The sequence below is a fragment of the Intestinibacter sp. genome (assembly GCF_051866655.1).
Lineage (GTDB): Bacteria > Bacillota > Clostridia > Peptostreptococcales > Peptostreptococcaceae > Intestinibacter.
In genome coordinates this window covers 1-5,559 of the sequence record NZ_JBJDXL010000159.1, presented here as the reverse complement: position 1 = coordinate 5,559, position 5,559 = coordinate 1, and the positions used below count along the sequence as shown (strand labels likewise).

Annotated in this window: 7 protein-coding genes; 2 read left to right on the top strand and 5 right to left on the bottom strand. The window is 29.6% G+C overall.

What is annotated here, in order from left to right:
* The coding region (locus ACI3VO_RS04705) for a DUF1697 domain-containing protein (protein WP_439756811.1) at positions 1 to 301 on the bottom strand (301 nt) is incomplete at its 3' end.
* Positions 302 to 478: 177 nt separating this feature from the next.
* On the opposite strand from ACI3VO_RS04705, the gene ACI3VO_RS04700 reads away from it, so the two are divergent.
* Positions 479 to 1,669: a coenzyme F420-0:L-glutamate ligase gene (locus tag ACI3VO_RS04700; RefSeq protein WP_439756810.1), complete on the top strand. Its 1,191-nt coding sequence runs from the start codon at positions 479 to 481 to the stop codon at positions 1,667 to 1,669.
* Positions 1,670 to 1,729: 60 nt separating this feature from the next.
* Entirely contained in the window at positions 1,730 to 2,413 is a 684-nt protein-coding gene (locus tag ACI3VO_RS04695; RefSeq protein WP_439756809.1) for a phosphoribosylaminoimidazolesuccinocarboxamide synthase, read from the top strand.
* Between the two features lie 87 nt (positions 2,414 to 2,500).
* Here ACI3VO_RS04695 and ACI3VO_RS04690 read toward each other — a convergent pair whose 3' ends face one another.
* The 4 genes from ACI3VO_RS04690 to trmB all read right to left on the bottom strand — a co-directional run.
* Positions 2,501 to 2,761 carry a stage V sporulation protein S gene (locus ACI3VO_RS04690; RefSeq protein WP_320923931.1) on the bottom strand — a complete coding sequence of 87 codons (261 nt, stop codon included), beginning with the start codon at positions 2,759 to 2,761 and terminating at the stop codon, positions 2,501 to 2,503.
* A gap of 281 nt (positions 2,762 to 3,042) precedes the next feature.
* Positions 3,043 to 3,531, bottom strand: coding sequence for a hypothetical protein (locus ACI3VO_RS04685; RefSeq protein ID WP_439756808.1), 489 nt, complete (start codon positions 3,529 to 3,531; stop codon positions 3,043 to 3,045).
* 504 nt (positions 3,532 to 4,035) lie between these two features.
* Positions 4,036 to 4,914: a hypothetical protein gene (locus tag ACI3VO_RS04680; protein WP_439756807.1), complete on the bottom strand. Its 879-nt coding sequence runs from the start codon at positions 4,912 to 4,914 to the stop codon at positions 4,036 to 4,038.
* A 119-nt stretch (positions 4,915 to 5,033) separates the two neighbouring features.
* On the bottom strand, positions 5,034 to 5,559 hold a 526-nt coding region (gene trmB / locus ACI3VO_RS04675; RefSeq protein WP_439756806.1), incomplete at its 5' end, for a tRNA (guanosine(46)-N7)-methyltransferase TrmB.

The following is a 5,559-nucleotide window of genomic DNA, read 5'->3' as shown; positions in this document are numbered from 1 at the left end:
TTTCTTTATTATCATCACCCCACCAATCAGGTGCATTATTTAATACGTCTTTTAATATTTCTTGCAAAACAATAAAAACTGGTATGTCTAAATCAAATCTGTCTTTTATCATTAATTTTATTTTATTTGAAAGAATATCTTCATCATCAATAATGCTTGAAAAAACAACATTTCCGGTATTAAGATATGTATTAACCTCTGCAAAACCAAGTTCTATAAAGCCCTTTTTTAATTCAGACATTGCTATCTTATTTTTCCCGCTTATATTTATTCCTCTTAACAAGGTAATATATCTTTTCATATACTCTCTTCTCCTCCATAAGTGAAATTTGCTAATTATTATTTATATATTATAATATCAAATCTATTAAATTTAAAGTATTTTACTATATTATGTGTTTTACTTGTATTATTTTTGTTATATAATACAATAGTAAGAATATTTTAAATTAAAATTAATTTGTTAGGAGAGATAATATTGGAAAGAGTTGTTGGTACAGTTGTTAGAGGACTTCGTTGTCCAATCATAAAAGAAGGCGATAAAATCGAAGATATAGTTGTAGAAAGCGTACTTAAAGCTGCAGAAATTGAAGGCTTTACTATAAACGATAAGGATGTAGTTACTGTAACTGAATCAGTAGTTGCACGTGCTCAAGGAAATTACGCTTCTATAGATACTATAGCTAAAGATGTTAATTCTAAATTCGGTGATGATACTATTGGTGTGATCTTCCCTATCTTAAGTCGTAACCGTTTTGCAATATGCCTTCGTGGTATAGCAAAGGGAGCTAAAAAAATAGTATTGATGCTAAGCTATCCATCTGATGAAGTTGGAAATCATCTAGTTGACTTAGATATGTTGGATGAAAAAGGAGTTAATCCTTGGACAGACGTTTTAACAGAACAAGAATTCCGCAATCTATTTGGATATAAGAAGCATACGTTTACAGGCGTTGATTACATTGATTACTATAAATCTTTAATTGAAGAATATGGTGTTGAGTGTGAAGTAATATTCTCAAATAACCCTAAAACTATATTAGACTATACAAAGAGCGTTCTTGCTTGTGATATCCATTCAAGATTTAGAACTAAAAAAATCCTAAAAGCAAATGGTGCTGAAAAGGTATACAGTCTTGACGATATATTATGTGAATCTATTGATGGAAGTGGATTTAATGAAGCTTATGGACTATTAGGCTCAAACAAATCAACAGAAGAAACTGTTAAGCTTTTCCCTCGTGATTGTCAACCTGTTGTTGATAATATACAGGCTATGCTTAAAGAAAAAACAGGAAAAAATGTTGAAGTTATGATTTATGGAGACGGTGCTTTCAAGGATCCAGTTGGTAAAATATGGGAGCTTGCTGATCCAGTTGTTTCACCAGCATATACAAAAGGATTAGAGGGGACTCCAAATGAAATAAAATTAAAATATCTTGCTGATAATGACTTTGCTGATTTAAAGGGTGAAGAGCTTAAAAATGCAATATCAGAATATATTAAAAATAAGGAAGCAGATTTAGTTGGAAATATGGCATCACAAGGTACTACTCCAAGAAGACTTACTGACCTTATAGGATCATTATCTGACTTGACTTCAGGAAGTGGAGATAAAGGAACTCCTATTATATTCATTCAAGGTTATTTTGATAATTACACAAAATAATAACCGAAATTAGAGATATATTATTACATATAAATAAAACTAATAAGGAGATATTTAAAAATGAAAACAATTTACAAAGGTAAAACAAAAGATGTTCTTTTAGACGAAGCTACTAATGTAGTACATTTATTCTTTAAAGACGATGCTACTGGTGAAAATGGTAATTTTGATCCAGGTTCTAACACAGTAGGTGGTAGTGTAGAAGGTAAAGGTAAGGTTGGGCTTGCTATTTCTAAATACTTCTTTGAGCTTATGGAAAAAAACGATATTCCTACTCATTATCTAGGCTCTGATTTAGAACAAGGTCTTATGAAAGTACGTAATTTAACTGTTCCTCGCTTAGAGTTTATAGTTCGTTACTTTACTGCAGGATCTTTCTGCCGTCGTTTCAGATTAGAAGAAGGAATTCCTTTTAATCCACCTTATGCTGAGGTTACTCTTAAAGATGATGAAATGGGCGATCCTCTAGTTACAGAACGTGTATGCATTATGAAGGGTATGTTAAAAGAAGGTCAATTTGAAGAAGCACAAGCTGTTGTTTTAAAAGTAGGTGAAGTTCTTAAAAAAGAATTAGCTGCTATGAATCTTACTCTAATCGATTTCAAAATCGAAGTAGGATATGATGAAAACGGTAAAATCTATGTTGCTGATGAAATCACACCTGATATTTGGCGTGTTCGCGATGAAAATGGAAATATTCCTAATCAAATAGATTGTGCTAAAATGATATTAGAAAAAATATAAACTATTCTTTTGGTTTTAACAGAAGAAGCAACCTAATTTTTAGGTTGCTTCTCTTATGTAGCGTTTTAAGTTTAATAGTACACAAATCTATCTAGGTTCTATAATTAATTTTATAGCAGTTTTTTGATCCCCATCTATATCAATGTCAGTAAACGCTGGAACACATACTAAATCCATGCCACTAGGTGCTACGAAACCTCTTGCAATAGCTATAGCCTTTATAGCTTGATTTAAAGCTCCAGCTCCTATCGCTTGTATTTCAGCATTTCCCTTTTCCCTTAGTACTCCTGCTAAAGCTCCAGCTACAGAATTAGGATTAGATTTTGATGAAACTTTTAATACTTCCATTTTAGTATCCTCCTCAAAGTATTTTAATTAGTTCTTAAGTACTAAATTAAATTTTAATTTAATATATAATTCTATAAGGTTAATTTAAATTCCTTTAAAATAAACATAATTTAAATCAACAAATATATTAAATTTGTTATTTTATTTTACAATTAAAATATTAGTATCTTTATTTAATTTAATTTTAATTTTATTTATTTAAAGTATACAAAAAAAATAATAAATTAAATGTCAAAAACAAGTTTTTATTAAAGCAATATACAATCTATACTCTATAATAATTAAATTTTCATTTGTAATTCGATTTTTTCTAGTTCTTCATAGGATATATCTAGAAGCTTTACTATTGTATGCTTTGAAAAGTTTTTATTTAAGAGGCTTTGAGCTTCTGATTGTTTTTTAAGCTGCTCTTCTCTGTTTTTATAATCAGCTTCAAATAAGACTGGCATATAGAAACTGTATAAAATCAAAAGTCCTGGTACTATGAAATAGTATTTGCAACCTAATAGTCCGATTACTACTGTTATATGTGTCAAATATTTATTTATACTTTGAAGCGACTGGATATTTTCTTGGTATTTGAGTAAATGCAGGATTATAGAAAGTAAAAAGATCAATATGCAAAGTGGATACAGCGTATACCCACAAAATAATTCGAGTGCAGATGTTGTTTCAAGCGGTCCCTTCCCTATTAATAGTATGTCTCCATGTACATAACCATATAAGCATGCTATAAGTCCTAACAGAGCTCCTAAAGCTTGTGCATACATATAAATTCCCCCTTAGCCTTTTATTCATATACACTTAAAAATAGTAGTATATACTAAATTTATATGAAAAATATTTATATTTTATCAAAAAAGTTATATAATTTAATAGAAATTAAAATACTAAGATAATCTGCATATGTTAGAATATTATTTGAAAGGATGAAATTATGTTTGATAATTTTGAATTTATTTTTAGGATAGTATTTCTTTTTCTATCTATAACATGGATAGGAAATATTTTACTACTTACATCTGAGAGACAGATATTAATAAATCCTCTATTGCTGCTAATTTCTTCACTGATAATAGTAATACCGAGAGATGCAAAAGAGGTATTGGGATTTGAAGCCGATAATGTGAGGGTGTTTTTGTATGTTTCTTATTGTGTAGTGGTATGTATAGGGTTATTACTTACTAGAGGTAGAAATTTACTCAGAAAATAATAAAGGCTTACATATTAAAAGAGACTATTTACAATTTGTATTTAGTCTCTTTTATCTTGTGTTAATCTTTTACTTTTATATTTATGGTTACTGTGGAGTTTTGGTAGAAGTTATCGTCTAGTGATATTTTTACTCTGCAATTGCCTTTAGAAGCTGCTTTTAGCTTGAAGTTTTCTTCTAGGGTGATTATTTTACTGTCGTCTATCGATACCATGTATTTTATGTTTTTGGAGATTTCCTTTGTAGGCTCCCAATAGTTATTGTAGCTTTTTATGTCCTTGTATAGAAGCTTATTTATTGATAGCTCTTCTCCTCTATTTAAAGTTAAATTTTTGTAGTATGATGATAGCTTATATTGGTTTGATTTGTTTTTTATGAAGTTTAAATCGCAGTTTACGTCTACTTTTTTATCTATTAATTTATTTATTATGCTGTTGTCTGTTATGTAATTGTTGGCTAAATTTATGGATTTTATATTTTTTAATCTAAGTATCTCTGCTGGTATGGCTTTTATATTGTTATTCCAAAATACAAAGTCTTCTATACCTTTTAGATAAGAGATACCCTCTATGCTCTCTATGTTTTCTCCTGTAGCGTAAAACTCACCTGATAAATTTGCTATTTTATCTAATGTGATCTCTTGGTTCTTAAAATTTCTGGTGATTACATCTCTGAAATTAGCATCCGGGAATATAGCTTTTAGGTCGCTTTCAGATAGAGGTTTGTCCCCAGGAAAGTCGTTTTTAATTTGTGTATATGAGCTTTTATCTGTTGTGTATATTAGAGTTTGATTATCTGGTTTATTTGCAGTAGGTATTGTGTCTGAAAAACAAGGAATTGTCTCATTGCTACCGATTGTAGTCAATGAGGCAATCATAAGTACTATAGAACAAAATTTAATATATTTCATTTTCGCTGTTGGCAATAATTTATATTGCAACAGTCACCTCCCTCCGATTTGAATATAATAAATAGGTTCTATGATATTATTTACAATCCTTGTAATTTATAAACACTTTCGTAACAATAATTTCTACTAATTTATATATATTTCAATTATTATAGAGGTTTTATAGCTTCTAGACGATGTATTTTTATATTTTGTGACATGAATTTATCTTCGTATTCAGTGGTCACGTTTTCAAAGTCTTCGTTGTTTGCTAGATCTAATGATATATTTTTTAATTTCCAATCGCAATCAGCTACTTCATTTAGAGAAAATTCAAATAAGCCCACATTGTCTGTTTTGAAATGTATTTCTCCTCTTTCTTTTAGTATTTTTGCGTATTTTTCTAAGAAATTTCTATGAAGTAATCTTCTTTTAGCCCATCTCTTCTTAGGCCATGGATCGCAGAAGTTGATGTATATTCTAGATATTTCTCCTTCGCCGAAGTACTCTAGTATGTTTGATACATCTGCCCATAGAAATACTATGTTTTTTAAATTGTTTTCAGCTGCTTTTTCTACAGCCTTTAGAAGTACCTCTTCTTTGATTTCCATAGCTATATAGTTTATATCTGGGTTATTTTGTGCTAAGGTTGTTATGAATTTACCACGCCCTGTCCCGAATTCTACATGTATAGGG